This is a genomic window from Spirillospora albida, from assembly GCF_000718255.1.
Taxonomy (GTDB): Bacteria; Actinomycetota; Actinomycetes; order Streptosporangiales; family Streptosporangiaceae; genus Spirillospora; species Spirillospora albida.
Map to the genome: position 1 here is coordinate 301880 of NZ_JOFJ01000003.1, position 25535 is coordinate 327414.

Here is a 25535-nt window from a genome sequence, read left to right on the forward strand (position 1 = left end):
AATCTCGTTCTAGAAGGAGACCGCATGGGTACCCCGGTGATCGTGGAGGCGGTGCGCACGCCGCTGGGCAAGCGCAACGGCTGGCTCGCTGGCCTGAAAGCCCAGGCCGTGCTCGCCCACACACTGACGGCGGCGATCGACCGCGCGGGCATCGCGGCGGCCGAGGTGGAACAGGTTTTCGCCGGCTGCGTGACGCAGGCGGGCGAGCAGGGCGGGCACGTCGGCCGGTACGCCTGGCTGTACGCGGGGCTGCCCTGGCAGACCGGCGTGACCACGATCGACGCCCAGTGCGGCTCCGCGCAGCAGGCCGTGCACCTGGCCGCCTCGCAGATCGCGGCGGGGGTCGTGGACGTCGCGATCGGCTGCGGCGTCGAGGTCATGAGCCGGTCGCCGCTCGGCAGCAACGTGCTGCCCGCGAACCCGCGTCCGGACGACTGGTCGCTCGACATGCCGAACCAGTTCGAGGCGGCCGAGCGCATCGCGACGCGGCGCGGCCTCACCCGGGAGGACCTGGACGCGTTCGGCGCCCGGTCGCAGCAGCTCGCCGCGAAGGCGTGGGCGGACAACCGGTTCGAGCGGGAGATCGCGCCGATCGAGGCGCCCGTGCTGGACGCCGAGGGCAACCCCACCGGCGAGACCCGGACGGTCACCCGCGACCAGGGGCTGCGCGAGACGACCGCCGAGGGGCTCGGAAAGCTCAAGCCCGTCCTCGGCGAGGGCACCCGGCACACCGCCGGGACCTCGTCGCAGATCTCGGACGGCGCCGCCGCGGTGGTGCTGATGTCGGAGGAGAAGGCGCGCGCCCTGGGGTTGCGGCCGCGGGCGCGGATCCGGGCGCAGGCCCTGGTCGGCGGCGAGCCGTACTACCACCTGGACGGCCCGGTGCAGTCGACCGAGCGGGTGCTCGCGCGGGCCGGGATGACGATGAACGACATCGACATCACCGAGGTCAACGAGGCGTTCGCCTCCGTCGCGCTGTCCTGGGCGTCGGTCCACGAGCCGGACTTGGACAAGGTGAACGTCAACGGCGGCGCGATCGCGATCGGTCACCCGGTCGGCGCGACCGGCTCCCGGCTGATCACGACGGCGCTGCACGAGCTGGAGCGCCGGGACGCCGGAACGGCCCTGATCACGATGTGCTGCGGCGGAGCCCTCTCCACCGCGACGATCATCGAGCGTGTCTGACACCGGCGGGACGGGGCGGGCCGCGGCCCGCCCCGTCGTCCCGCGGCACGGAGGGCGTGGGCGTGCGACCGGAACCTGAGGATCTCGGCGGCGGACTGTGGAGCGTTCCGGTCCCCATTCCGGGCAATCCGCTCGCGTACACGCTGGTGTACGCGATCGAGAGCCCGCGCGGCCCGGTGCTCGTCGACGCGGGCTGGCAGCACGAGGACGCCTGGACCGCCCTGCGCGACGGCCTCGGCTCCCTCGGCGTGGACATCGCCGACGTGCACGGGGTCGTGGTCACCCACTACCACCCCGATCACGCGGGGCTGGCGGGCCGGGTGCGCGAGACGTCCGGCGCGTGGATCGGGATGCACCACCTGGACGCGGACGTCATCCGGAGGTTCCGCGCCGCCGTCGAGGACGATCCGCAGCGCGCCTTCGAGAAGGCGGCGGTGCGGATGGCGGGCGGCGAGGAGTCGGAACTCCCCGGCGCGGGCGAGCCGGGCGAGCGGGTCCAGCCGCCCGCGCTCCCGGACCGGGAGCTCACCGACGGCGACCTCGTCGACGTGCCGGGCCGCAAGCTGCGGGTCGTGTGGACGCCGGGCCACTCCCCCGGCCACATCTGCCTCCATCTGGAGGACGGCGACCGGATCTTCACCGGTGACCACGTCCTGCCCCGCATCACGCCGCACATCGGGCTCTACCCCTACGACCAGCCCGACGTGGACCCGCTGGGCGACTTCCTCGGCTCCCTGGCCCGGGTGGCGGGGATGGACGTGGCGGAGGTCCTGCCCGCCCACCAGTACCGGTTCACCGGGCTGCGGGGCCGCGCCGACGAGATCATCGGCCATCACGAGGAGCGCCTCGCGGAGGTCGCCGCGCTGCTGTCGGACCGCCCGGTCACGCTGTGGGAGCTGACCTCCGGGCTGACGTGGCGGCATCCCTGGCCGGCCATGGAGTTCCAGGCGCGCCGGATGGCCGCCGCCGAGGCCGCCGCCCACCTGCGCACCCTGGAGAACCGGGGCGTCGCGGTCCGTGTCGGCACGGACGATCCGCTCCGCTTCACCCTCCGTTAGTTCGGCCACCTCGGGCCCCTCCGCCGACCGCGGAGGGGCCTTTCGCGCGCGCCGTCAATGCCGGACGGGCCGGTGCGACCGATGTCACTATCGCCGTCTAGACCCTTGATGAGACTCCAGTCTCATGTTAGAAATCGTCTAGATCGTCTTGCCCAAGCAAGCGCTCAGTTATGCATCGTCGCCACCGTTCGGTGGGGTCACCCCCGGCATGAAGGGCCCGTCCACATGGCACCTGAACCCCGTACCGCGCCCGCGTTCGCCGCCGAGACCGCCGCCCCCGCCGCCCCCCGGATCGACGTCGTCGACCCCGGCGTCTACGAGAAGGGCGGCGCGCCCCACGAGCAGTTCACGTGGCTGCGCGCGAACGACCCCGTCCACTGGCACCCGGACCCGAACGAGGGCGTCCCGGGCTTCTGGGCGATCACGCGGCACGAGGACGTGGTGCGCGTCTCGCGGAACCCCGACCCGTACTCCTCGCACGCCCGGACGTCGATGTTCGAGGAGTTCACCGACGACGACATCGCGCTCTACGGGCAGATGATGCTGTTCCAGGACCCGCCGGACCACACCCGGCTCCGCGGCATGGTGAACAAGGGCTTCACCCCCCGGATGATCGGCCGGCTGGAGGACCACATCCGGGAGAGCTGCCACCAGCTCATCGACGAGGCGACCGGGCTCGGCGAGTGCGACTTCGTGGAGGAGTTCGCCGTGCCGCTGCCGCTGTTCACCATCTGCGAGCTGCTCGGCGCCCCGATGGAGGACCGCGAGAAGATCTTCCACTGGTCGAACAAGCTGGTCGCGTTCAACGACCCCGAGTTCATCGGTGACAAGACCGAGTCGACGGTGTGCGCCGCCGAGTTCGCCGAGTGGGGCGGGCAGCTCGCCGCCGCCCGCGCGTCCACGCCGCGCGACGACATCGTGACCAAGCTCCTGCAGCCCGACGCGGACGGCAACAAGATCACCCTTGAGGAGTTCCAGCTCTTCATCATCATGCTGTCGATCGCGGGCAACGAGACGACCCGGACCGCGACCGCCGGCGGCATGATCGCCTTCTTCGAGAACCCCGACCAGTGGGAGCGCCTCAAGGCCGACCGGAGCCTGCTGCCGACGGCCGTCGAGGAGATCGTCCGCTGGGTGAGCCCGCTCAACCAGTTCCGCCGCCAGGCGATCAGGGACGTCGAGCTCGGCGGCAAGCAGATCAAGGCCGGCGACAAGGTCGTCATGTTCTACCCGTCCGCGAACCGCGACGAGAGCGTCTTCGAGGACCCGTTCACGTTCGACGTGGGCCGCGACCCCAACCCGCACCTCGGCTTCGGCGGCGGCGGGCCCCACTACTGCCTCGGCACCCACCTCGCCCGGCTCAACCTGCGGATCATCTTCGAGACGATCATGGACCGGATGCCCGACATCCGGCTCGCCGGGGAGCCGCGGCGACTGCGCTCCAACTTCGTCAACGGGTTCAAGGAGATCCCCGTCCGATTCACCCCCACCAAGCGCTAGACCGGGAAGTGTCGGCGGGAGATCCTTTCCGCAACAAGGAGGTTCGCGGTGAAGATCACTCCCCCGGCGATCGACCTGGTGGACCCCGGCGCGTACGAGCGCGCCGGGATCCCGCACGCGCAGCTCGCCTGGCTGCGCGAGCACGATCCGGTGCACCGGCACCACGGCGACCCCGAGCGCGGCAACCCGCCCTTCTGGGCGGTGACCCGTCACGCGGACGTCGTGCACGTGTCGCGGCATCCGGAGCTGTTCTCGTCCTACGAGCGGCTCGCGCTGTTCGACGAGCCCACCGAGGAGCATCTGCTGCTCCAGCGGATGATGATGCTCAACCAGGACCCGCCCGACCACACCCGCAAGCGGAGCATCGTCAACCGGGGCTTCACCAAGCGCGCCATCGGCGCGCTGGAGGAGCACATCCGGGACATCTGCCGGCGGCTCGTCGCCGAGACCCTCGAGCGCGGGGACGAGGCCGACTTCGTCCGCGACCTCGCCGCCCCGCTGCCGCTCTACGTCATCTGCGAGCTGCTCGGCGCCCCGCCCGAGGACCGGCAGAAGATCTTCGACTGGTCGAACACGCTGATCGGCGCGGACGACCCGGACTTCCAGATCACGCCGGAGGACGGCCAGCGGGCCGCGGGCGAGCTGTACGCGTACGCCAACACCCTCGCGGAGGAGCGGCGGAGGAACCCGCGCGAGGACATCGTCACGAAGCTGCTCCAGCCGGACGCGGACGGCGAGATCCTCTCCGGCGACGAGTTCGAGCTGTTCATCATGCTGCTGTCGGTCGCGGGCAACGAGACGACGCGCAACGCCGCGTCCGGCGGGATGCTCGCGCTCCTGGAGCACCCGGACCAGTGGGCGCGCCTGAAGGCCGACCCGAAGCTCGTGTGGACGGCGGCAGACGAGATCGTCCGGTGGGTGACGCCGGTCAACCTCTTCCGCCGCACCGCCGTGCGCGACACCGAACTCGGCGGGCGGGAGATCGCGGCGGGCGACAAGGTCGTCGTGTTCTACGGCTCCGCGAACCGCGACGAGAGCGTCTTCACCGACCCCCGCACGTTCGACATCGGCCGCGATCCGAACCCCCACCTGGGCTTCGGCGGCGGCGGGCCGCACTTCTGCCTCGGCGCCCACCTCGCCCGCCTTGAGCTCGGTGTACTTTTCGAAACACTTTTGGACGCGATGCCCAATATTGAACTCAGCGGTAACGTACGGAGGCTAAGGTCTAGTTTCATCAACGGCATCAAGGAGATGCCGGTGCGCGTGCGCCCGGCGATCCTCGGCTGACGGGAGCGGTGTGTGGCAGGGGCATGGCGTGAGTGAGGCAGATGAGCCGCTGGACGGTCGCTTGCGCGTGGCCCTGCTCTCCTACCGGAGCAAGCCGCACTGTGGCGGGCAGGGCGTCTACCTGCGGCACCTGAGCCGGGAACTGGTCGATCTCGGGCACCGCGTCGAGGTGCTGTCCGGCCAGCCCTATCCCGAGCTGGACCGCGACGAGATCGTCCTGACGAAGCTCCCGAGCCTCGACCTGTACCGGGACGACGACCCGTTCCGCACCCCCGGGCTGCGCGAGTTCCGCGACTGGATCGACGTCCTGGAGTTCGCCCACATGAAGACCGGCGGCTTCCCCGAGCCGCTGACCTTCAGCCTGCGGGCGCTGCGCGAGCTGAGGCGCCGCCGCGCCGACTTCGACGTCGTCCACGACAACCAGGTCCTCGGCCTCGGCAACCTCGGCATCACCCGGCTCGGGCTGCCGCTCGTGACGAGCATCCACCACCCGATCAGCGTCGACCGCAAGATCGACCTGGAGGCCGCGCGCGGCATCAAGCAGAAGCTCGGCAAGCGGCGCTGGTACGGGTTCGTGCAGATGCAGTCGCAGGTGTCCCGGCGGATCGGCCCGGTGCTGACCGTCTCGGACTCCTCCAAGGTCGACATCGTCAAGGACTTCAAGGTCGACCCCCGCGACATCGAGACCCTTCCGCTCGGTGTCGACACCCGCATCTTCCACCCGCGCGGCGAGCGCGTCCCGGGCCGGGTCGTGGCGATGGCCAGCGCCGACGCCCCGATCAAGGGCGTGGACGTGCTGCTGCGCGCGGTCGCCAAGGTCGCCACCGAGCGGGACGTCCACGTCATCGTGGTGAGCCGCCCGAAGAAGGACGGCCCGACCGAGCGGCTCGTCCGCGAGCTCGCGCTCGGCGACCGGGTGCGGTTCGTCAGCGGCATCAGCGACGACGAGCTCGGCGAACTGCTGGCGTCCGCCGAGGTCGCGACCGTCCCGTCCCGGTACGAGGGCTTCTCGCTGCCGGCCGTGGAGCACATGGCCTCCGGGACGCCGCTGGTCGCGAGCCGCGCGGGAGCGCTGCCCGAGGTCGTCGGCGACGCCGGGATCCTGGTCGCGCCCGGCGACGTGGAGGAGCTCGCCGCCACCCTGCACCGGCTGCTCGGCTCCCCGGACGAGCGCGCCCGGGTGGGCGCCGCCGGGCTGGCCCGCGTCCAGGAGCGGTTCGCCTGGCCGGCGGTGGCGAGGGCCACCGTCGAGCACTACCGCGCGGCGATCGTCCAGCAGAACTACCTCAGGCTGGCGGCGGCGAAGAGGCGCCGGTCCGACACGGGCTGAGCCCGGCACGGGCCGGGCCGAGAAGGCCGAGTCTGGGAGAGACCAGGGGACCCCGCGACCGGGCGTCCCCCGTACGGAAGGAGCACGACCCTGCTGACCGTGGATTTCCAGCGGTTCCGCATCACCCACGGAGACCGCGTCCTCGACATGGGATGCGGTGCCGGACGGCACGCCTTCGAGCTGTACCGCCGGGGTGCGAACGTCGTGGCCTTCGACATGGACGCCGAGGAGCTCAAGGGCGTCGACACGATGTTCGGGGCCATGCGGCTCGAGGGCGAGGTCCCCGAGGACACGACCGCCGAGACCGTGCAGGGCGACGCGCTCGACATGCCGTTCCCCGACGACCACTTCGACTCGATCATCGCGTCCGAGGTGCTGGAGCACATCCCCGACGACATGCGCGCGATGCGCGAGCTGCTGCGCGTGCTGAAGCCCGGCGGGCGCCTCGCGGTGACCGTGCCGAGCTGGCTGCCGGAGCGGATCTGCTGGGCGCTGTCGGAGGACTACCACACCGCTCCCGGCGGGCACGTGCGGATCTACACCCGCGCCGAGCTCGAGGCGAAGCTCAAGTCCACCGGGTTCCGGATCGGCGGCCACCACCACGCGCACGGGCTGCACGCCCCGTACTGGTGGATCAAGTGCGCGGTCGGCGTCGACAACGACGGCAACCCGCTCGCGAAGGCGTACCACCAGATCCTCGTGTGGGACATCATGAAGCGGCCGCTCGCCACGCGCGCCGCCGAGGCCCTGATGAACCCGCTGATCGGCAAGAGCGTCGTCGTCTACGTCGACAAGCCCGCGGTGCCGGGCGCCGCGGCCGCACCCGCCGGGGAGACCGCGGATGCGGTCTGATCCGGCGGCCGGCGACGGGCTCCGCCCCGCACCGCCGGCCGTGCCCGGGGTGGTGACCTCGGAGGAGATCGTCGCGACCGCGCGCAGCATCGCGGCGCAGCAGGAGGCGTCCGGCGCGATCCCGTGGTTCTCGCCGGTCGGCGGCGTGCCGGGGCACGTCGACGCCTGGAACCACATCGAGGCGGCGATGGCGCTGACCGTCGCCGGGCTGGCCGACGAGGCGCGGCGCGCGTACGCGTGGCTCGCGTCGGTCCAGCGGCCGGACGGGTCGTGGCCGGCCAAGTGGGTCCTCGGCGAGGTCACCGAGCCGGGCGGCGAGTCCAACCACGCCGCCTACATCGCGGTCGGCGTCTGGCACGAGCTGCTGATGACGGCGGACGAGGAGTTCGCCCGTGAGATGTGGCCGGTGGTGCGGCGGGCGATCGGGTTCGTGCTGGAGCTGCAGACCCGGCGCGGCGAGATCATCTGGATCCGGCACGAGAACGGCGAGGCGTCCGACCACGCGCTGCTGACCGGCTGCTCGTCGATCTACCAGTCGCTGCGGTGCGCGGTCGCGCTCGGCGAGCGGCTGGGCGAGCCGCAGCCCGACTGGGAGCTCGCCGCCGACCAGCTCGGCCACGTGGTGGCGGCGCACCCGGAGGCGTTCGCCGACAAGAGCCGCTGGTCGATGGACTGGTACTACCCGGTGCTCTGCGGGCCGGTGCGCGGCGAGGACGCCGCGCGGCGGTTCGCCGGCGAATGGGACACCTTCGTCGTCCCGGGCCTCGGCTGCCGGTGCGTGTCCGACCAGCCGTGGGTGACGGCGGCGGAGAGCTGCGAGCTGGTCATGGCGCTGGACGCGGCGGGCGACCGGGAGCGGGCGCTGGAGCTGTTCGCGACGATCCAGCACCTGCGGCACGAGGACGGCTCGTACTGGACCGGCTGGCAGTTCGAGAACCGGCGGCACTTCCCGGGGGACCGCTCCACCTACACGGCGGCGGCGGTCGTCCTGGCCGCGGACGCGCTGGAGGGCGCGTCCCCCGGCGCCCGCATCTTCAAGGAGATCGCGGGCAGCCCGCTCGGTCCCGCGGAGGCGTCGGATCCCAACGCGTGCGGATGCGAGCTCGTCTCGGTCGCCAACCCCGTCCGGACGCGCCTGTAGTCATCGTGGAACGGCCGAGGGGCCGCATCGGAGGTTCCTCCGGCGCGGCCCCTTGTTTCGTGCCTGATGGGGCTTATGGGGCTTCTGCGAGCGGGTCGCCGCCGGAGACCCGCTCCAGGACCCGCAGGGAGCCCTCCGCGCGGCGCTCCTCGAACACTCCGCTCGCGAGCGCCCGCAGGTAGACGCGGTAGGGCGCCTGCCCGCCGTCCTTCGGATCGGCGAAGACGTCGTGGATGACGAGCGCGCCGCCCACGGCGACGTGGGGCGCCCAGCCGGCATAGTCGCCCTGCGCGTGCTCCTCGGCGTGGCCGCCGTCGATGAACAGCAGCGCCAGGGGCGTCCGCCAGAACGCCGACACCGTGCGGGACTGGCCGACGACGGCGACGACCTCGTCCTCCAGGCCGGCGTTCGCGATCGTCTTACGGAACGTGGGCAGCGTGTCCATCCGGCCGGTGCTCGGGTCGACCAGGGACGGGTCGTGGTGCTCCCACCCCGCCTGGTTCTCCTCCGAGCCGTGGTGGTGGTCGACCGTGAACACGACCGTGCCGGCCTGCCGCGCCGCGGCGCCCAGGTAGACGGCCGACTTGCCGCAGTACGTGCCCACCTCCAGGAGCGGGCCCTCGCCGGCGAGGCGGGTACCGTATGCCAGGGCCGTCTCGTACAGGGCGCGGCCCTCGTCCTCCGGCATGAACCCCTTCGCCTGGCGGGCGGCGCGCAGCAGCCCGGACGGCATCGGGAAAATCTCGCTGGTCGTCCCCGAACCGGTGGACGCCTCTGTGTGGGTCATCGATCTCCTCCGCGGGGCACACTATCCGAGATCACGGGGGGCGGCGCTCGGGTCTTGCCGACCCAGAATGTAACGTGTTCTACTTTCGAGGTGAGCGAGCGTACCTCACCGGGATCGTGAACGGAGCAATGCGATGAAGGTGACAGTCGACCCGCTCGTGTGCGAGGCCAACGCCGTGTGCGTCGGGATCGCGCCGGAGGTCTTCGACCTCAACGACGACGACATGCTGGAGATCCTCATGCCGGACGTGCCGGCCGAGCACGCGGACCGGGTGCGGCACGCCGTCCGGTCCTGCCCCAAGGCGGCGCTGGCCCTGGAGGACTAGCCCGGCCGTCGTCCCCACCCCCCGGACGGCCCGCCGAGGCCGCGGGCCGTCCCCACCTCGATGTGGAGGCAGCCATGGCTCGAGCCGCGGTACTGCACGCGGTCGGCGACGCCGAGCTCGACCTGCGCGACGACGTCACCGCCGTCGACCCCGGACCCGATCAGGTCAAGGTGCGGATCAAGGCGACGGGGGTGTGCCATTCGGACCTCTCCACGATGACGGGGGTGCTGCCGACCGCGACGCCCACCGTCATCGGGCACGAGGGCGCCGGCGTCGTGACGGCCGCGGGCGACCGCGTCCGCGGCGTCCGGGAGGGCGACCACGTCGTCGTCAACTGGACGCCCGACTGCGGCCTGTGCGCCGAGTGCCGGCGCGGCGAGCCCTACCTCTGCATGACCCACCTGGCCGAGTCGTTCTCCTCGCCGGGCTTCCGGCTCGGCGACGGCACCCCCGCGTTCGGCATGGCGGGCACCGGCACCTGGGCCGAGGAGATCGTCGTGCCCGGCCGCGGCGTCGTCCCGGTCGCCGACGACGTGCCGTTCGAGTACGCGGCGCTGCTCGGCTGCGGCATCCCCACCGGCGTCGGCGCGGTGTTCAACACGGCGCGGATCGCTCCCGGCTCGACGGTCGCCGTGGTCGGCGCGGGCGGCGTCGGCCTCTCGGTCATCCAGGGCGCCAAGATCGCCGGCGCGGCGACCATCCTCGCGATCGACCCGAACGAGGCCAAGCACCCCGTCGCCAAGCGGTTCGGCGCCACCCACACCACGACGCCCGACGGCCTGGAGGAGGCCAAGGGCCTGCTCACGGGCGGGGCGGGCTTCGACTGCACGTTCGAGGTCGTCGGCCGGTCCGCGGCCATCACGACGGCGTGGAACGCGACCCGGCGCGGCGGCGACGTCATCGTGGTCGGCGCGGGCGCGATCGACGACGAATGGAGCCAGACCGCGTTCGCCCTCCTCTTCGACGGCAAGAGCCTCAAGGCGTCCCTCTACGGCGGCTGCGACCTCAAGCGCGACATCCCGCTGTTCGTCGACCTGTGGCGCGCCGGGAAGCTCGACATCGACGGGCTGATCTCGCGCCGCATCCGCTTCGAGGACCTCAACGACGCCGTCCGCGCGCTGCGCGACGGCGACGTGATCAGGCAGGTCGTCCTCTTCGACTGATTCCGGCCCGGGGGAATGCCACTCCCGGGCCCGTCCCCGCGTACGATCCTTGGCGTCGGCGCGCCCTGTCGCCGGCGCACACGGACGATCGGGAGCGTGGGGTGGCGTACGCGCGTGGAGCGGGACGGGCCGTCCGTCCCGCGACGGTGCTGCTGGCGGCCGCGGCCGTCACCGTCCCCCTCGCCGTGCCCGCCCTCCCCGCCCTCCCCGCCGGCGCGGCCGCGGCGCCCGGTGTCCGCATCCGCGACGTGCAGGGCGCGGGGCACGTGTCGCCGCTGCACCGGCGGGCGGTCGCGAGGGTGCCCGGCGTCGTGACGGCCGTGACCGGCAACGGGTTCTGGATGCAGGACGCGGAGCCCGACGGCAGCGACGCCACGTCCGAGGGGGTCTTCGTCTTCACCCGCACCCGGCCGTCCGCCGCCCCGGGCGACGCGGTGCGGGTGGACGGCCGGGTCAGCGAGTTCCGGCCGGGCGGCGGCGCGTCCGGGAACCTCACCCGCACCGAGATCGACGCGGAGCGCGTCACCGTCCACGCGCGCGGCGCCGCGCTCCCCGCGCCCGTCGTGCTCGGGCCGGGGGGGCGCAGGGCCCCCGCGAGCGTCGTGCGCGCCAGGGCCGGCGACGTCGAGAAGAGCGACGCGTTCGCCCCGAAGCGCAACGGGCTCGACTTCTACGAATCCCTCGAGGGCATGCGGGTCCGCCTCCGGGACGCCGTCGCCGTGGGGCCGTCCGGCGACGGCGAGGTGGCGGTGCTGCCCGCGAACGGCGACGGCGCCGGGCCGCGCACCGAGCGCGGCGGGATCCTGGCGCGCGACGGCGACGCCAACCCCGAGCGGGTCCTGCTGGACGACACCCTCGCGCCGCTGCCCGGCATGAACGTCGGCGACCGGCTGCCCGGCCCGAACGACGGCGTCCTCGACTACTCCTACGGCCACTTCTCGCTGCTGCTCACCGCGACCCCGCGCCGCGCCGCCGGCACGCCGCGGCGCGAGACGACCCGTCCGCAGCGGGCCGGGGAGATCGCCGTCGCCACCGCCGGGCTGGACGGCCTGCACCCCGACGCGCCCAAGGCCCGGTTCCGCGCCCTCGCCGACGACATCGTGCGGGGACTGCGCAGCCCCGACCTGATCGCCATCAGCGGGCTCGAGGACAACAGCGGCCCCGCCGACGACGGCACCGTCGCCGCCGACCAGACCGTCGCCGAGCTGATCACCGCGATCAGCGAGGCGGGCGGTCCCGGCTACGACTGGCGGGCGGTCAACCCCCGCGACGACGCCGACGGCGGCGAGGACGGCCACAACAGCCGCGTCGGCTTCCTGTTCCGCACCGACCGGGGGCTCGCGTTCGTGGACCGCCCGGCCGAGCAGGACCCGATGCCGGACGAGCCGCCCGCGGCCCGCCCCGACCCCCGCACGACCGCCGTGCGCGCCGTCCCGCAGGGCGGCACGGCGGGCCTCAGCCTCAGCCCCGGCCGGATCGCGCCCGGCGACGGCGCGTGGGCGTCGACCCGCAAGCCCGTCGCCGGGGAGGTCACCTGGCAGGGCCGCCGGATCATCGTCGTCGCCGGCCGCCTGTACTCCGGCACCCGCGACGACCAGCCTGTCTTCGGCCGGTTCCAGCCGCCGCAGCGGCCCAGCGGCTGGCGGCGGGACGCGCAGGCCCGGATCGTCGCCGGATTCGTGCGGTCCGTCCGGGCCGTGGACGCGAACGCCAATGTGATCGTCGCCGGGTCCCTCAACGAGCGCGAGGGCTCCGCCCCCGTCCGGCGGCTGGAGAAGGAGGGCGGGCTGACCGACCTGCCCGCGCGGCTTCCCCGCGGCGACCGGTACACCGCCGTCACCCAGGGGAACGCGGAGACGCTCGACCACATCCTGCTCAGCCCGTCCCTCCGCAAGCGCAGGCACGAGTTCGACATCGTGCACCGCAACGCCGAGTTCGCCGAGCGGGCCGGTGACCGCGACCCGACCGTCGTCCGCATCGACCTGTCGGACGGATGACCCGTTTGGGCGGTGCCGAAAAGATCGGCACGACCCCGCCCTGAACACCTCCGGCGTTTTCCTTCGCCCCCCTGGGGAAACGGTCGATCGTCACATCCCCCCACATGGAGGTGTCGCCCACATGGCGTACCGTTCCCGGAGCGGCATCAGCGTCGTCGCCCTGATCTACATCATCATCGGCGTGTTCATCGCCTGGGACCGCGGCTACATCACCGCCGACCTGGTGCGCCGGGTCGCCAGCGCGCTGCTGGCCGTCTTCCTCTGGTTCCTCGTGCTGCTGGGCGTGGATCTGCACATCAACCCGTGAGATAGGCGCACATGCCCCCCGAGGTGATAGACCGGTGCGTGGCGCCGGGGTTACGTTCCGTCCATGGCGAACAAATCGTGCAGTTGCGGACATGGCAGCGGATGCTCGTGCCCCAAGGGATGCTCCTGCGGGTGCAACGGCTGACTCCGTGGCACCCCTGGGCTACGGCGCCCGGTAGAGCAGCGGCGCCTCGCCCCTGTGGTCGGCGGCCGCGCCGACCGCGACGAACCCCTTCCCGAGGCCCGACAGGGCGGTGAGCCGCCGGTCCCCCGGGCCGTCCAGCCCGGGGACCGGCAGCCGCCGCCAGGACGCGCCTCCCGGCCCCGCGGCCGTTCCGGTGGACCACGACCACAGGGCCGCGCCCCGCCCGCCGGCGGTGCCCGCGACGGTGAACCCCGTGGCCGTCGCCGTCACGGCGGTGAGGCCCGCGGCGCCCGGCGGCACGCCGGCGCCGCCCGTGTTCCAGGTGCCGCCCCCGTCCGGCGAGACGAGCGGCGCGGGCCCGGTGCCGACCGCCACGACCACGTCCCCGCGCGCGGCGACCTGCGTCAGCGGCCCGGTCGCCGGATCGGCGGGCAGCTTCACCGCCGTCCACTTCAGACCGTCGGGCGACGTCCACACGGCGGGCGCGGTGCCCTTCGCGCCGACCGCCGCGTACCCCTTCGAGGTGGCCACGACGTCGGCGAGCGTGCCGTCCACCCCGGCGCGCCGCCAGCCCTTGAGGTCGCCCGAACGCCAGGCGCCTCCCGGTCCCACCGCGACGTATCCGGCCTTGCCCGACGCGACGCCGGTCGGCGCCGGACCGGGCGGGAACGACGGCCGGCTCCACGTCCGCCCGTCGGGCGAGGCCAGCACGAGCGCACCGGCGACGCCGCGTCCGACGGCGACCCATCCCTGGGGGCCGTGGACGGCGTCCGCGAGCGAACCCGCCGCCATCGGGACGCCGGCCCGCGTCCACCGGGCCCCGTCCGGCGCGCTCCACACCGCCACCCCGCCGTTGGTTCCGCCGACCGCGACGAGCCCGCCCGGCCCCGCCGCGACGGCGCGGACCGTCCGCTCGGGACGGACGGCCCCCGGGACCGCGCGCAGATCCACGCCGGACAGGAAGGCGTCGTCCCCCCGCCGGCCGGCCAGCGCGACGGAACCGCCCGCGACCGTCAGCCCGTTCACCTGCGGCGGCCCGACGGTGCCCTGCCGCCGCCACGTCTTCCCGTCGGTGCTGCCGAGCACCGCGCGCGGCCCCTTCTCGACCCGTACGACGGCGGCGAACCCGTCCGCGCTCCCCCCGAACCGGTCGACGCCGGCGAACCTCTCCGCACCGAACTGCCCGGCGGGCTTCCACGTCCGGCCGTCCGGCGACGTGAACAGCACACCGAACCGCGACGTCTTCCGCTTCTTGCCCTTGCCGGTGGCGCGCTTCCCGTCCCGGGCGGTCGCGAACACTCCCCCGGGACCGGCCACGAGGCCCTTCGTCGGGCCATGCGAGCCCTGCGCCTGCGGGACGCCCACGGGCGCCCACGTCCGGCCGCCGTCGGCGGAGCGCCACAGCCCGTCCCCGCGCACGGTCGCGGTGACCTTCTTCTTGCCCTTCTTCTTCGTCACCTTCCGCGCGAACGTCCCGTGCGCGACGACGACCCGCCCGGACGCCGCGACCCGGTCGAACGCGGTCGCGTCCTTGCCGACCGGGACGCGCTGCCAGGCCCGTCCGTCCGCGGAGCTCCACACGACGGCCCCGCCGGCGCCCGCGCTGCCCACGGCCACGAACCCGCCCTCGGCCCGCACGAGCCCGTTCACGCGGTCGGCGGGCGTGAACCCGCCCGCCGGCTGCCGGACCCACGTCCCGCCGTCCGCACTCGTCCACGACACGACGGCCCCGCCCGCAGCGCGGCCGAGCGCCACCCATCCTCCGGCGGCGCCCGCCACGAGCTGGGCCCGGTCGCCCACCGGGGGCTCCGCCCCGTCCGCGTTCCGGACCCGCGCGAGCCGCCAGGTCCCCCGGTCGGCGTGGAGGAACTCGGCGCGCTCCCGGCCCGCCCCGCCCTCGTGGCCGACCGCGACGACCGTGCCCCCGGCCGCGGCGATGGACGCGAGCTCCTGGACGAGCCCGTCCGTCTTCGCCGCGGGATCGACGGCGAACGCCCGCTCGGCCACCACGGCGCCGGGTGCCGGAGCCCGCCGGAGCGTCCCCTCGTCCCGCGTGGCGACGTAGGCGGCCCCGCCTCCCGCGAGCACGACACCGGCCAGGACCACCGCGCCGGCACGCCGCCCCCGGCGCCTCCGCGCCTTCACCGGCGCGGCCGGAACCTCGGCGGCCGGGGCTCTCACGGCTGCGCGGTTCGCGACGGCCCGGTTCGCGGCGGCGGGGTCCCCGGCGGCGTTCGGCACCGGCTCCGCGGGGAGGTCGTGCCCCCAGGGCACACCGGCGGTGCGCCACGCCTCGTAGGCCCGCTGCCAGGGCGACATCCCCCCGGGCAGTCCGGCGAGTCCCTCGGCGACCCCGAACGTCAGGCGTCGCCGGACCGCACGAGACCCGGCGTGCTCGTCCTGCTCCGGAGTGCTGGCCGTCACGAATGCTCCCTCACTGCTGAATGCGGGAGCGTTCTATCAGCTCACCGCGGCTGCTTCCAACCTTTCACCACAATTGCCCCCTTGTAGGCGAAACCCTGGACATGCACGACGGGGGCACCCGGTGCGGGATCGCCGCCCACATCCGCGGAGACGCCGAGCCCGCCGGCCTCCACGCGGACGCCCGGGGGCACGACGATCTCGGAGTCCGACTTGTAGGCGATCACGCGGATCACCGTGACCGGCCCGGTCAGTTCGGCGGCGCTCAGATCGACCACCGCGTGGCTCTTGTAGAGGGCGGAGGTGAACCGGGAGGGCACCCGCCACCGCCCGGAACGCCGCACGCCGCCCTTGTAGGCCACCTGCAGCCGCCCGGCGGTCGCGCGCGCGGGCGCCGGCGCGTCCGCGTGCCCCTGCGGCAGGTCGGCCGCCACCCGTCCGAGATCACCCCGCGTGCGGGCTGCGAGCGCGAGGTCGATCCGCTCGTCCAGTTCGCTCTCGTCCAGCCTGCCTTCGGCGTAGGCGGTGTGGAGCCGCACCAGCACCTCATCGCGCTCGCGATCCGAGGCGCGCCGCTCGACGTCCATCGCGTCTCCCCTTCCGGGCGGAGTTGCGATGTATCTTAACTTCCCGATCCTCTCGGAACGAGAGGTCCGGACGACCGATCAGGGTGCCCGCGCGGACACCGCGACCGGCCCCGGCGCGCCGGCGCGGCCATCGCCCCGCTCAGCTCATACGCCTCATGATGTGCTCGACGAGGGTGATGAGGATCTGCTTGGCGTCCTCGCGGTCCCGGACGTCGCAGGAGACGACGGGGATGTCGGAGGGCAGGTCCAGGGCGTCGCGGACCTGGTCGGCGGTGTGCGGGGCCGCGCCGTCGAAGCGGTTGACGCCGATGATGAAGGGGACCCCGCGCCGCTCGAAGTAGTCGACGGACGCGAAGCAGTCGGCGAGTCGGCGGGTGTCGACGAGGACGACGGCGCCGAGGGCCCCCTTGGCGAGCTCGTCCCACATGAACCAGAAGCGGTCCTGGCCGGGGGTGCCGAAGACGAAGAGGACGAGGCCGTTCGGCAGCGTGATGCGCCCGAAGTCCATCGCCACGGTGGTGGTGGTCTTCGACGCGACCGCGCTGGTGTCGTCGATCCCGATGCTCTTCTCGGTGAGGGCCTCCTCGGTGCGCAGCGGGCGGATCTCGCTGACCGCGCTGACGAGGGTGGTTTTGCCCACGCCGAAACCGCCGGCGACGAGGATCTTGACGGTCAGCGCCGAGTCGCCCGCGGGCGGGGCGGCCGTGTCAGAGCGCACGGATTCCATCGATCACTTCCTTGAGTACGCGCTCGCTGGGGAACTGCGCCACCGGGGCGGGGCGCCGGACACCGATCAGCGAGTGGTCGAGCAGATCGCCGAGGAGGACGCGGACGACCCCGAGCGGGAGTTCGAGGTCCGACGCTATCTCGGCGACCGACAGCGGTGTACGGCAAAGGTCCAAGATCATCTCATGTTCCGGCTCCGGGGCCCACGGCGCGTGCGGGAGCGCGCCGTCGGCCTCGGGGGCGGCCTCCGCGGTGACGATCAGGGCGACGAGGTCGAACTCGCCGCCCTCATAGTGGGTGCGGCCGCGGGTGAGCGCGTAGGGGCGCACCACGGGGCCCGCCGCGTCGTCGTACCAGCCGGTGCCGTGCGGCCCCTCTCCTTCCGTGCCGTCCATGTCAGACCCCCGCCACCCGGGGATCGGCCGACAGGTGCTGGCCGACGCGCGTCACCAGCATCGCCATCTCGTAGGCGATCATCCCGAGGTCGGCGTCGGAGTCGGCGAGGACGGCGAGGCAGGCGCCGCGCCCGGCGGCGGTCACGAAGAGGAACGCCGACTCCATCTCCACGATGGTCTGCCGGACGGGCCCGCCGCCGAACGACTCCCCGGCGCCGCGGGCGAGGCTCTGGAAGCTCGCCGCGACGGCGGCCAGGTGATCGGACTCCTCGGCGGCGAGGCCGCGCGACGCGGCGATGCGCAGCCCGTCGCTGGACAGGACGACCGCGTTCTGCACCTGCGCGACGCGCTGCACGAGGCTGTCGAGCAGCCAGTTCAGCTCGGCGCCCGCACCGCCCTGAGACTCCTTGCCGGAGTGCTGGGCATTCGTCATGGGGTGTCGTCCTCCTGGTCGCCTCGGTTCCGCCCTGCCTCGCCGTGCTCCGCGTCCGGGGGCGGCGCGTCGGTACGGGCGCGCTCCCAGCCGCGTTGCATGGCGGACAGCTTGCTTCGCATCGTCTCTGGTGAACGGTCGTCCCCGCCCGGACCGGGGGGAGGGGGTACAGGGGCGGCCAAGGGCGCGGCGGGGGCGGGCTCCGCGGGAGCGGGCTCGGGGACCGGCAGGCCCTGGGCGGCGAGGTGGGCGTCCACCCGCGCCTTCAGCTGGGGCGCGAGGTGGGTCTGCCGGCGGCGCTTGGGAAGGTCGCCGCCGGGCTCGGGCGCGGCGGCCGGCTCGGGCGCGGCGGCCGTGGCGGGAGCCGGGTCGGGTGCCGCGACCGGTTCGGGGACGGTCTCGACGAGCCGGACGGGCGCCTCGACGGCGGGCGCGGCCGGGGCGGCGACCGCTGCGGGCGGCTGCGCCTGCGGCAGGGGGAGCGGGCCGGTGGTGCGGCGGACGGGCTGGTCCGGCTCGGCGTCCTCGACGAGGAGGGCGCCGGGGATCAGCGCGATCGCGGTCGTCCCGCCGTAGGGCGACGGCCGGAGCGTCACCTTGATCTCGTGCCGTTCGGCGAGCCGCGCGACGACGAACAGGCCGAGCTGGGCGCTGTCGGACGGGTCGAACTCGGGCGGGTGCGCCAGCCGCTCGTTGGCGGCGCGGAGGGCCTCGGGGGTCATGCCGAGGCCGCGGTCCTCGATCTCCAGGGCGAAGCCGTTGGACACGGGGTGGCCGCTGACCCGGACGGGCGACTGCGGCGGGGAGAACGTGGTGGCGTTCTCGACGATCTCGGCGAGCAGGTGGATGACGTCGGCGACCGCGGAGCCGACCAGCGCGACGCGCGGCAGCGGCTGGACGCGGACGCGGGGGTAGTCCTCGACCTCGGCGACGGCGCCGCGGACGACGTCGACGAGCGGGACGGGCCGCCGCCAGCCGCGTCCGGCGGACTTGCCGGCCAGGATGACCAGGCCCTCGGCGTGCCGCCGCATGCGGGTGGCGAGGTGGTCGAGCCGGAACAGGTCGGACAGCTCGGCGGGGTCCTCGGTGCGGCGCTCCATGGTGTCGAGCAGGCTGAGCTGCCGGTGGACGAGCGCCTGGTTGCGGCGGGCGAGGTTGACGAACACCTCGCTGACGCCGCGGCGGGCGGCGATCTCGCCGGCGGCCGCGCCGAGGAACGCGTCGCGGGCCCTGTCGAACGAGTGGGCGATCTGCTTGATCTCGTTGATCCGGTAGTCGAACTCGGGGGTCTCGCCCGGGTCCATCGGCTTGCCCTCGCGGGCCTGCCGGGCGAGCAGGGGCAGCCGTTCGCGCGTGAAGTCGACGACGCCCGCGGCGAGCGTCCGGCACTCGCGGATGAGCCGGCGGGACACCCGGACGGCGATGAGGGTCGACACCAGGATGGCGAGGAGGCCGAGGCCGCCGGCGACGGCGAGGCGCGCGAAGACGCCCATCGCGATGCCGCGGGCGTGCCCGACGATGTGGTCGAGGACCTGGTCCTCGAACGCGAACAGGCGCGCGTTGACCGTGTCCATGAGGGAGCGCCAGCTGCTCGGGTCGACGGGCAGGGCGCGGGCGGAGCTCGTGCGGGCGCCGTCGGCGGGCGTGCCCGTCCGCCGACGGGCGGGCGTCGCGGACGTCGTGGGCGACGTGGGCGCGGCGGGACCGGTGGTGCGGTCGAGCTCCCCGCGGATGACCTGGTTCTCCAGCGCGCGCAGCTGCGCGTACTGCGGCGAGGACGTGATGAGCCGGTACTTCGCGAGGTCGTCCTCGTAGAGGTCGCGGGTGCTGTCGCTGAACAGGTTCCGCTGGGCGCCGACGAGCTGGGCGAACTCGCCGCGCTCGGCGGCGGTGAGGCGGCCGGCGGCGAGCGCGCCGGTGAGCAGGGCGTCCTCGCGCGAGAGGTACTCGCGGGACCGGCTGATGGCGGTCAGCGCGCGCGCGTCGGAGGTGATGCTGCCGTCCTGGGGGGTGGCGGCGGTGTAGACGGCGTAGCAGGCGTCGATGAGGTCGGAGTACTCGCGCAGGGCGCGGGCGCGGTCGGTGGCGCGCTGGTCGACGCCGCGGCGGATCTCGTCCAGGGTGCCGAGCGCGGTGACGAGCGCGTCGAGCCGCTGGAGGACGCGGTGCTGGCTGACGCCGCGCAGGCTCTCACCCCGGACGTTGCTCCGAAGCACCTCGCTGATCTGGTCGGTGGCCTGCCGCTGGCTCCGCATGGCACCGGAGTTCGCGGTGCGCGGGTCGCCGAGCTCGGCGAGCGAGAGGCGGCGTTCCCTCTGCAGCGCGATGACGAGGTCCTGGGTGGGGGTGAGCCCCTCCTCCTGGAACGTCTGGCCCCGCACCAGGTTCAGGGCGTCGCCGAAGGTGACCGCGGTGAGGAAGCTCCACAGGGCGGCGAGCGCGAGCAGCGGCACGAGGACCAGCACGGCGGTCCTCGTGCGGATCGAGGAGAGGCGGGGGGCCATCACGATGGGCGGACCAGCCTCTGCTGCGGGAAGCTCACGGGTTCGGCCTTCGGCATTGGGGGTGCGACATGCGGGGAAACCTCCCGATGCGGGGTATACGGGGGTCTGCCGGAGCCTACTACGTCGGCGCTTCCGGCGATCGGACGGCCGGATGGCCCCGGACCCTGCGATGATAAAGGCGGACGGCCGCACCGGGAGAAGTTTCGTCCCATATGCCCCGTAGCCCCCTGTCGGTGGTAGAGAGTATCCAGCGACCCGTCTGGAAGGGAGACCGGCGATCTATACCGGCAGCGACCGCGGCGACGACGCCGCGACCGGCCCCCCGCGGCGGCCGGACGACCCCCCGTACCCGCGGCTTGAGCAGGGCATGGCGCCGCCGCACGACCGCGGGGGCGTTACGATTCCCGCCGTGAGTTCCGATAGCCAGGCATCCGAGGCACTTCCGTCGCGCCGCCGCCGCACACCCCGCGGCGGGCGGCACCGCGGCGACGAATCCTTCCTGCTGCCCCCCGGCTCGCCCACGCTCGTCCTGGCCGTGCCCGGCGCCGCCCGGCGGACCGGCGCGGAGATCGCCGCGGAGCTCGCGCGGCTGGTCGAGATCGAGCACACCGGCCAGCCCGCGCTCGTCGGCCACGTTGCGGGCGACGAGGCGAGCCTGCCCGCGGTCCTCGCGGCCCTGCCGCGCCAGGACGAGGTCACCGCCGTGGTCGTCCCCCTGACCACCGGGCCCGACCCGGCGCTCGAGGCCGCGATCGGCGCGGCCATCGCCGCCGCCCCGGTGCGCGCCGTCGCCGCCGAGCCGCTCGGCCCGCACCCCCTCATCGCCGAGGCGCTGCACGACCGGCTCGCCGACGCCGGCCTCGCCCGCGCCGACCGCATCCGGATGATGACCATGGTGACCGCCGCGACCGGCGTCATCGTCGCCACCCCCGGCGGCGCGACCGCCGTCCGGCAGGCCGAGGTCACCAGCGTCCTGCTGGCCTCCCGGCTCGCCTCCCCCGTCTTCACCGGCTCGCTCACCGACGACGCGACCCTCCGGGCCATGGCCGACCAGCTGCGCGCGTCCGGCGCCGCCAGCGTGGCGCTCGCCCCCCACCTCATCGGCATCGAGCCCGAAGCCGGCCGGATCCCCGCCGCGGCCGCGGCCGTCGGCGCCGCCTACGCCGCACCCCTGGGCGCCCACCCGGCCCTGGCCCGGCTGGCGGCGCTGCGCTACGTGGAGGCTCTTTCGTCCGCCCTGGCGGGCTGAGGGGGACGACCCCCCTCAGCCCGGGGCGGCGACGGGCAACCGCACGGCGTTCACCGGCGCTCGCTCCTGCGGTGCCCGCCGCCGGACCGGGTCGGGGATCCTCTCAGCGGTCGTGGAAGGTGGGCGGGCGTTTCTCCATGGTCGCCGACATGCCTTCGACCAGGTCCTCGGTGAAGAACGCCAGGGTCTGGATGCCCGTCTCCGCCAGCAGCTGCTGACGCAGGCCCGGGACGTCCAAGGACATGTTCAGCAGCTCCTTCGTGCGGCGCAGGCCGTACGGGGAGCGGGCCAGCAGGGCGTCGGCGAGGGCGTGCGCGGCGTCCAGGTCGCCGCCCTCGGGGGCCAGTTCGGTGATCAGCCCGAGCGCCTCGGCGCGCGTCACGTCGAGGCGCTGGGCCAGGTAGGAGATCTCCGCCGCCCGCGCGGGGCCCACCAGCCGGGGCAGCAGCCAGGACAGGCCGCAGTCGCCGGCCGACAGGCCGAGGTTGGTGAACGGGACGACGAAACGGGTGGTGGGGTCGGCGACCCGCAGGTCGCAGGCCAGCGCCCAGGAGACGCCCATGCCCGCGACCGGGCCGTGCAGGGCCGCGATCACCGGCTGCGGGATCTCCCGCAGCCGGGCGGTGACCTCGCCGCCCCGCGCGATGCCCTGGTAGAGGCGCTGCGCGCGGCCCTGCGAGCTCGTTTCGCCGCCGTCGCCCTGGATGTCCATGCCGGAGCAGAAGCCCCGGCCCGCACCGGTGAGCACGACGACACGGGTCGCGGTGTCGCGCATCAGCTCGTGCAGGACGTCGAGCATCTCCTCGGTCAGGGCGCCGTCGACGGCGTTGAGGCGGTCCGGGCGGGACAGGGTGATGGTGAGCACCCCGTCCCGCCGGTCGAGCGCGATCCCGCCCAACGGCTCAGGAGGTGAGCTGCTGGATGAGGGGACCCATCTGCTCGCCCACGTTCTTGAAGACCGTGAGCGGCTCGGCGGCGTTGACGGCCGCCCAGTTGTCGCGGACGTCCTCGACCGACAGGGTCGCCTTCTGGCCGTAGCCGGGGCCCTCCGCCACGAAGATCTTGGCGATCCGGCCGCCGCCGACCGTGTAGACCTCGCCGGAGTCGGTGTTGTCCTCGTGCGCGAGCCACGCCACGAGCGGCGTGACCTGGTCGACGCCGAGCTTGTCGGCGAAGTCGGCGGGCAGGAGGTCCTCGGTCATCCGGGTCCACGCGACGGGGGCGATCGCGTTGGCCTTGATGTTGTACTTGGCGCCCTCCTGCGCGAGCGTCTTGGTGAACCCGACGAGGCCCATCTTCGCGGTCGCGTAGTTGGCCTGGCCGAAGTTGCCGAACAGCCCCGCCGGGGACGAGGTGTTGACGATGCGGCCGTAGCCCTGCTCGCGCAGGTGCGTCCACGCGGCGCCCGAGACCAGGAAGGAGCCGCGCAGGTGCACGGCGATGACCGAGTCGAACTCCTCGACGGACATGTTCTTGAACGACTTGTCGCGCAGGATGCCGGCGTTGTTGACCACGATGTCGATCTTGCCGAACGCGTCCAGCGCGGTCTGGACGATCGCCTGCGCGCCCTCGGGCGTCGCGACGTTGTCGGGGTTGGCGACGGCCTCGCCGCCGTTCTTCTTGATCTCGTCCACGACCTCCTGGGCCGGGCCGGCGGAGGCCCCGGCGCCGGTCCGGTCGCCGCCGAGGTCGTTCACGACGACCTTCGCACCGCGTGCGGCCAGCTCGAGGGCGTGCTGGCGGCCGAGGCCGTGCCCGGCCCCGGTCACGACCGCGACGCGGCCGTCGTAGCGCAGTTCCGACATGTCTGTCTCCTCACATCGCACCGACTGCGATCACGGTGATCACCACGGGGTCGCCCCCGTGGCACCAGTAAACCGAATGTCGCTCGGCTTCGCCTCCCTGGGGTGCCCGCCGACACACCGGACCGGGGGCCACTCCTGCGGCTTCTGGGGAAGTTGCGTCGAATGCACGATTTCACCGGGACGGTACGCGTAGTCTCCTCTGCCATCGCCCGCCGACCCGGAGGTCCTCCCCCGATGAGCCCGGACGAAGCGACCCCTCCGCTCCCCCGCCCCTACCGCGTCGTCCAGTGGGCGACCGGGGCGGTCGGCCGCGCCGTGATCCGCGACGTCCTGGACCGGCCCGGCCTGGAACTCGCCGGCGCCTGGGTCCACACCCCGGGCAAGCACGGCGTGGACGCCGCCGCCCTGGCGGGCCGCGACCCGATCGGCGTGCCCGCCACCGGCGACATCGACGACATCCTCGCGCTGGACGCCGACTGCGTCGTCTACGCGCCCGGCCCGATGGGCGATCCGTTCGCCGACCTCGAGCCGGTCCGCGCGCTGCTCGCGTCCGGCAAGAACGTGATCTCCCTGACCGGGCTCGTCTACCCCTACGCGCACGGCCCCCGCCTGGCGAGCGAGCTGGAGCAGGCGTGCAAGCGCGGCGGCGTGTCCGTGCACGGCTGCGGGGTCAGCCCCGGCTTCATGCCGGACGTGATGCCGATCGTGCTGTCGCGGCTGTCCCGCCGGATCACGCACGTGTACGTCCGCGAATGCATGGACCTGTCGGAGCACCCGTCCTGGCGGCTGGTCCACGACACCCTCGGCATCGGCAGGGACGAGGAGTCCTACCTGCGCTCGCTGCGCCCCACCCGCACCGCCGTCCGGTCGGTGTTCTCCGAGAGCCTGCACCTGGTGGCGGCCGGGCTCCGCGTCGACCTCGACGACATCGACGTGGACGTCGACTACCGCTTCGCCGGCACCGACCTGCCCACCGCGGCGGGCGTCGTCCGGCGCGGGAGCGTCGCGGCCGCCCGCTGGACGGTCAGCGGCCTCGCGGGAGGGCGGCCCGTCATCACGATCGAGGTCGTCCACAAGGCGGACGCGGCCCGCATCCCCGACTGGGGGCCGCCCGGGTACGCCGTCCGCGTGCACGGCCGCCCCTCCATCACGCTCACCACCGGCGAGGACTGGGTCACCAGCGGGGTCGCCGCGGCCGCCTCGCACGCCGTCAACGCGATCCCCGTCGTGTGCGCGGCCGAGCCCGGCATCAGGACGTACCTGGACCTGCCCCTCGTCACCGGCCGGATGGAACTCGACGGCCCCTGATCCGCGCGGCGGGCGTAGTTTGCAAGCAGGAGCGGGCGGCGGGCACGCGGGAAGGGGCGCCAACATGATCGCGCAGGAGATCTCGGGCGGCCGGTTCGTCCGGCAGCCGAACCGGTTCACCGACACGATCACCGCGGACGGGTCGAGCGGGTATCCCGCCGAGCCCGGCCGGTACCGGCTGTTCGTGTCCTATGCCTGCCCCTGGGCGCACCGGACGCTGATCGTCCGGCGCCTCCTCGGCCTGGAGGCCGCCATCGGCGTCGGTGTCGTCGACCCGATCCGGGACGAGCGGGGCTGGCGGTTCCCCGAGCGCGACGAGGTGACCGGAGCGGTGTTCCTGTCCGAGCTGTACCTGTCGAGCGACCCGTCCTTCGAGGGCCGCTACACGGTGCCGTGCGTCTGGGACACGGTGACCGAGCGCCTGGTCACCAACGACTATCCGAAGATCACCACGATGTTCGAGACGGAGTTCGCCGCGCACCACCGCGCGGGCGCCCCCGACCTGTACCCGGCGGAGCTCCGCCTGGAGATCGACGCGCTGAACGAGGTCGTCTTCACGACCGTGAACAACGGCGTCTACAAGGCGGGGTTCGCCACCGCCCAGGACGCCTACGAGGAGGCGTTCGACGCCCTCTTCGAGACGCTCGACCGCCTGGAGGAGCGGCTGGCCGGCCGGCGCTACCTGTTCGGCGACCGCGTCACCGAGGCGGACGTCCGCCTGTACCCGACCCTGGCCCGGTTCGACGCGGTCTACTACTCGCACTTCAAGTGCAACCTGCGCCGGCTCGTCGACTATCCGAACCTGTGGGCGTACGCCCGCGACCTCTACGCGATCCCCGCGTTCGGCGGGACGACCGACTTCGACCACATCAAGCGGCACTACTACGGGACGCATCCGCACATCAACCCGTCCGGCGTCGTTCCCAAGGGGCCCGCCATGGACTGGACCGCCCCGCACGGCCGCGCGCACCTCGGCACCGGCTGACCAGCGCGATCAGGATCCCGATCGTCCGACGCCCGGATCAGGCCAC

Annotated in this window: 23 protein-coding genes; 14 read left to right on the forward strand and 9 right to left on the reverse strand. The window is 73.6% G+C overall.

Translation table 11 applies throughout. The features are described from left to right. Positions 1-24: 24 nt before the first annotated feature. The 7 genes from IE99_RS0105980 (at position 25) to IE99_RS0106010 (ending at position 8353) form a co-directional block, all read left to right on the forward strand. Positions 25-1185: a steroid 3-ketoacyl-CoA thiolase gene (locus IE99_RS0105980; RefSeq protein WP_030164791.1), complete on the forward strand. Its 1161-nt coding sequence runs from the start codon at positions 25-27 to the stop codon at positions 1183-1185. A 56-nt stretch (positions 1186-1241) separates the two neighbouring features. After that, the gene (locus IE99_RS0105985) at positions 1242-2243 is read left to right on the forward strand and encodes an MBL fold metallo-hydrolase (protein WP_425423797.1); all 1002 of its coding nucleotides are present in this window, start codon (positions 1242-1244) and stop codon (positions 2241-2243) included. A gap of 225 nt (positions 2244-2468) precedes the next feature. After that, positions 2469-3743 (forward strand): cytochrome P450, encoded by a 1275-nt coding sequence (locus IE99_RS0105990; protein WP_051712092.1) that lies wholly within the window; start codon positions 2469-2471, stop codon positions 3741-3743. 48 nt (positions 3744-3791) lie between these two features. Then, positions 3792-5030 (forward strand): cytochrome P450, encoded by a 1239-nt coding sequence (locus tag IE99_RS0105995; protein WP_245623077.1) that lies wholly within the window; start codon positions 3792-3794, stop codon positions 5028-5030. Between the two features lie 28 nt (positions 5031-5058). Continuing rightward, positions 5059-6360 (forward strand): glycosyltransferase family 4 protein, encoded by a 1302-nt coding sequence (locus IE99_RS0106000; RefSeq protein ID WP_030164803.1) that lies wholly within the window; start codon positions 5059-5061, stop codon positions 6358-6360. 90 nt (positions 6361-6450) lie between these two features. Continuing rightward, positions 6451-7212 carry a class I SAM-dependent methyltransferase gene (locus tag IE99_RS0106005; protein ID WP_211258740.1) on the forward strand — a complete coding sequence of 254 codons (762 nt, stop codon included), beginning with the start codon at positions 6451-6453 and terminating at the stop codon, positions 7210-7212. Further along, positions 7202-8353, forward strand: a complete 1152-nt coding sequence (locus IE99_RS0106010; RefSeq protein ID WP_030164812.1) for a prenyltransferase — start codon at positions 7202-7204, stop codon at positions 8351-8353. The genes IE99_RS0106005 and IE99_RS0106010 overlap by 11 nt, the downstream gene beginning before the upstream one ends. Before the next feature lie 73 nt (positions 8354-8426). Here IE99_RS0106010 and IE99_RS0106015 read toward each other — a convergent pair whose 3' ends face one another. Further along, positions 8427-9140, reverse strand: coding sequence for a class I SAM-dependent methyltransferase (locus tag IE99_RS0106015; protein ID WP_030164815.1), 714 nt, complete (start codon positions 9138-9140; stop codon positions 8427-8429). A gap of 133 nt (positions 9141-9273) precedes the next feature. On the opposite strand from IE99_RS0106015, the gene IE99_RS0106020 reads away from it, so the two are divergent. The 4 genes from IE99_RS0106020 to IE99_RS0106035 all read left to right on the forward strand — a co-directional run bounded on the left by IE99_RS0106020 (position 9274) and on the right by IE99_RS0106035 (position 12932). After that, positions 9274-9465 carry a ferredoxin gene (locus tag IE99_RS0106020; protein WP_030164818.1) on the forward strand — a complete coding sequence of 64 codons (192 nt, stop codon included), beginning with the start codon at positions 9274-9276 and terminating at the stop codon, positions 9463-9465. A 74-nt stretch (positions 9466-9539) separates the two neighbouring features. Next, positions 9540-10628 (forward strand): alcohol dehydrogenase catalytic domain-containing protein, encoded by a 1089-nt coding sequence (locus tag IE99_RS0106025; protein WP_030164821.1) that lies wholly within the window; start codon positions 9540-9542, stop codon positions 10626-10628. A gap of 101 nt (positions 10629-10729) precedes the next feature. Further along, positions 10730-12625 carry an endonuclease/exonuclease/phosphatase family protein gene (locus IE99_RS0106030; RefSeq protein WP_245623078.1) on the forward strand — a complete coding sequence of 632 codons (1896 nt, stop codon included), beginning with the start codon at positions 10730-10732 and terminating at the stop codon, positions 12623-12625. A gap of 121 nt (positions 12626-12746) precedes the next feature. Beyond that, on the forward strand, positions 12747-12932 hold the full coding sequence (locus tag IE99_RS0106035) for a hypothetical protein (protein ID WP_030164829.1): 186 nt from the start codon (positions 12747-12749) through the stop codon (positions 12930-12932). Positions 12933-13094: 162 nt separating this feature from the next. Here the strand turns inward: IE99_RS0106035 and IE99_RS0106040 are convergent, their stop codons facing one another. The 6 genes from IE99_RS0106040 to IE99_RS0106065 form a co-directional block, all read right to left on the reverse strand. Then, on the reverse strand, positions 13095-15500 hold the full coding sequence (locus IE99_RS0106040; RefSeq protein ID WP_030164831.1) for a hypothetical protein: 2406 nt from the start codon (positions 15498-15500) through the stop codon (positions 13095-13097). A 41-nt stretch (positions 15501-15541) separates the two neighbouring features. Then, positions 15542-16084 (reverse strand): DUF1707 SHOCT-like domain-containing protein, encoded by a 543-nt coding sequence (locus tag IE99_RS0106045; protein ID WP_037558767.1) that lies wholly within the window; start codon positions 16082-16084, stop codon positions 15542-15544. Positions 16085-16223: 139 nt separating this feature from the next. Then, on the reverse strand, positions 16224-16811 hold the full coding sequence (locus IE99_RS0106050) for a GTP-binding protein (RefSeq protein ID WP_030164842.1): 588 nt from the start codon (positions 16809-16811) through the stop codon (positions 16224-16226). Then, complete coding sequence (locus IE99_RS0106055) at positions 16792-17205, reverse strand: DUF742 domain-containing protein (RefSeq protein WP_030164845.1); 414 nt, start codon at positions 17203-17205, stop codon at positions 16792-16794. Before IE99_RS0106055 ends, IE99_RS0106050 begins: the two co-directional genes overlap by 20 nt. Before the next feature lies 1 nt (position 17206). Further along, positions 17207-17638 carry a roadblock/LC7 domain-containing protein gene (locus IE99_RS0106060; RefSeq protein WP_030164847.1) on the reverse strand — a complete coding sequence of 144 codons (432 nt, stop codon included), beginning with the start codon at positions 17636-17638 and terminating at the stop codon, positions 17207-17209. Further along, complete coding sequence (locus IE99_RS0106065) at positions 17635-20103, reverse strand: sensor histidine kinase (RefSeq protein WP_245623079.1); 2469 nt, start codon at positions 20101-20103, stop codon at positions 17635-17637. Before IE99_RS0106065 ends, IE99_RS0106060 begins: the two co-directional genes overlap by 4 nt. A gap of 448 nt (positions 20104-20551) precedes the next feature. Here IE99_RS0106065 and IE99_RS0106070 point away from each other — a divergent pair, with 448 nt between their 5' ends. Then, on the forward strand, positions 20552-21391 hold the full coding sequence (locus tag IE99_RS0106070) for a sirohydrochlorin chelatase (RefSeq protein WP_030164853.1): 840 nt from the start codon (positions 20552-20554) through the stop codon (positions 21389-21391). A 103-nt stretch (positions 21392-21494) separates the two neighbouring features. Here the strand turns inward: IE99_RS0106070 and IE99_RS0106075 are convergent, their stop codons facing one another. Beyond that, on the reverse strand, positions 21495-22289 hold the full coding sequence (locus IE99_RS0106075) for an enoyl-CoA hydratase/isomerase family protein (RefSeq protein ID WP_030164856.1): 795 nt from the start codon (positions 22287-22289) through the stop codon (positions 21495-21497). Between the two features lie 4 nt (positions 22290-22293). Beyond that, entirely contained in the window at positions 22294-23196 is a 903-nt protein-coding gene (locus IE99_RS0106080; protein ID WP_030164859.1) for an SDR family oxidoreductase, read from the reverse strand. A 234-nt stretch (positions 23197-23430) separates the two neighbouring features. On the opposite strand from IE99_RS0106080, the gene IE99_RS0106085 reads away from it, so the two are divergent. Continuing rightward, positions 23431-24504 (forward strand): NAD(P)H-dependent amine dehydrogenase family protein, encoded by a 1074-nt coding sequence (locus tag IE99_RS0106085; RefSeq protein WP_030164862.1) that lies wholly within the window; start codon positions 23431-23433, stop codon positions 24502-24504. A gap of 64 nt (positions 24505-24568) precedes the next feature. Next, entirely contained in the window at positions 24569-25489 is a 921-nt protein-coding gene (locus IE99_RS0106090) for a glutathione S-transferase family protein (RefSeq protein ID WP_030164865.1), read from the forward strand. Positions 25490-25535 lie beyond the last annotated feature (46 nt).

What these genes read in the sequence shown, in the direction of transcription:
- IE99_RS0105980 (WP_030164791.1), top strand. Translation starts at nt 25, where the DNA reads ATGGGTACCCCGGTGATCGTGGAGGCGGTGCGCACGCCGCTGGGCAAG.
- IE99_RS0105990 (WP_051712092.1), top strand. Translation starts at nt 2,469, where the DNA reads ATGGCACCTGAACCCCGTACCGCGCCCGCGTTCGCCGCCGAGACCGCC.
- IE99_RS0106010 (WP_030164812.1), top strand. Translation starts at nt 7,202, where the DNA reads ATGCGGTCTGATCCGGCGGCCGGCGACGGGCTCCGCCCCGCACCGCCG.
- IE99_RS0106015 (WP_030164815.1), bottom strand. Translation starts at nt 9,140, where the DNA reads ATGACCCACACAGAGGCGTCCACCGGTTCGGGGACGACCAGCGAGATT.
- IE99_RS0106020 (WP_030164818.1), top strand. Translation starts at nt 9,274, where the DNA reads ATGAAGGTGACAGTCGACCCGCTCGTGTGCGAGGCCAACGCCGTGTGC.
- IE99_RS0106025 (WP_030164821.1), top strand. Translation starts at nt 9,540, where the DNA reads ATGGCTCGAGCCGCGGTACTGCACGCGGTCGGCGACGCCGAGCTCGAC.
- IE99_RS0106035 (WP_030164829.1), top strand. Translation starts at nt 12,747, where the DNA reads ATGGCGTACCGTTCCCGGAGCGGCATCAGCGTCGTCGCCCTGATCTAC.
- IE99_RS0106045 (WP_037558767.1), bottom strand. Translation starts at nt 16,084, where the DNA reads ATGGACGTCGAGCGGCGCGCCTCGGATCGCGAGCGCGATGAGGTGCTG.
- IE99_RS0106050 (WP_030164842.1), bottom strand. Translation starts at nt 16,811, where the DNA reads ATGGAATCCGTGCGCTCTGACACGGCCGCCCCGCCCGCGGGCGACTCG.
- IE99_RS0106055 (WP_030164845.1), bottom strand. Translation starts at nt 17,205, where the DNA reads ATGGACGGCACGGAAGGAGAGGGGCCGCACGGCACCGGCTGGTACGAC.
- IE99_RS0106060 (WP_030164847.1), bottom strand. Translation starts at nt 17,638, where the DNA reads ATGACGAATGCCCAGCACTCCGGCAAGGAGTCTCAGGGCGGTGCGGGC.
- IE99_RS0106080 (WP_030164859.1), bottom strand. Translation starts at nt 23,196, where the DNA reads ATGTCGGAACTGCGCTACGACGGCCGCGTCGCGGTCGTGACCGGGGCC.
- IE99_RS0106085 (WP_030164862.1), top strand. Translation starts at nt 23,431, where the DNA reads ATGAGCCCGGACGAAGCGACCCCTCCGCTCCCCCGCCCCTACCGCGTC.
- IE99_RS0106090 (WP_030164865.1), top strand. Translation starts at nt 24,569, where the DNA reads ATGATCGCGCAGGAGATCTCGGGCGGCCGGTTCGTCCGGCAGCCGAAC.